The following is a 1,074-nucleotide window of genomic DNA, read 5'->3' on the forward strand; positions in this document are numbered from 1 at the left end:
GCTAGCTGTTGTGCCCACGGTCTTGGTGAACGCGGCTGATGGGTGGCCGGTCGCCGAGTGCCGTGTGAGGACGCCTGCGGTTGTAGTACCGCAGCCATGATCTCAAGGCCCGGTTTCTGGCCGTCGAAGACGGCCAGATCCGGGCGTGAGCCCACTCCTCGTCGAGGGTCCGGATGAACCGCTCGACCTTGCCGTTCCACCGCGGCGTGCGGGGCGGAATCAGGATGTGCTTGGCGCCCAAGGCGGCCAGCGCGCCGGAGAACGCGGTGCTGCGTCGATAGGCCAACGCGTTGTCGGTCATCACCGCCTCGGTCGGTCCGCATCCCTGCTCTGAGAACCACGCGGCCGCGCGTCGGATCACGATCGCGGCGGTCTCACCACGGTCATGCGGGTGGATCTCCACGTACGCCAGGCGCGTTCGGTCATCGATCACGCAGTGCGCGAACTCCGGGCCGGCCCTGCGGGTGCGGTGCTCCTCGGAACGATCGCCGTGCGCCCAGTGCCCCGGCTTCGCAAACCGCGTCAGGTGCTTCACATCGAGGTGCAACAGCGCCCCGGGCTCCGCCCACTCGTACCGCCTCGTCGGCATCACCGGCTTCGGTGTCCGGCGCCTGCGGCCCCGTCCGTGGCGGTCGAGGACCTTGTAGATCGTCGAGCGCCTGTAGCCGACGATGCCGGCCAACCGGGCCGGCCCCAGGTTCGTTCGCTCACGCGCCTCGAGGATCCGCTTCTCGACCTCCACCGGCAGCCGCCACGGACAGGTCTTGGGCACCGGCGGCCGCGAACGCAGACACGAGCGCGAGGCCCGCTCCTCGACGCTGGCGGCCTTCCAGCGGTGCCACCACCGATGAACCGTCGCGGGTGAGACGTTCAGATCAGCGGCCGCTGATCTGAACGTCTCACCCGCCTCGATGCGCTGCACCAACTCCAACCTGGCACGCAGGCCGAGCTTCCCTCTACCGTCTTCCACTGCCGGGCCTTTCGGGCTCTGGGGCGTCTCGCAACTCCCAGCATCCCGAACAGGCCCGGCACCTATTCCATGTTCACGAAGACCGTGGGCAACTCAGCTAGCGC

Annotated in this window: 1 protein-coding gene; it reads right to left on the bottom strand. The window is 68.6% G+C overall.

The genetic code is table 11. The features are described 5' to 3' along the window. Window position 1 precedes the first annotated feature (1 nt). Window positions 2-970: an IS481 family transposase gene (locus SK069_RS20135; RefSeq protein ID WP_406628319.1), complete on the bottom strand. Its 969-nt coding sequence runs from the start codon at window positions 968-970 to the stop codon at window positions 2-4. Window positions 971-1,074: the final 104 nt, after the last annotated feature.

Origin of the sequence: Patulibacter brassicae (assembly GCF_033949425.1) — a bacterium.
GTDB lineage: Bacteria > Actinomycetota > Thermoleophilia > Solirubrobacterales > Solirubrobacteraceae > Patulibacter > Patulibacter brassicae.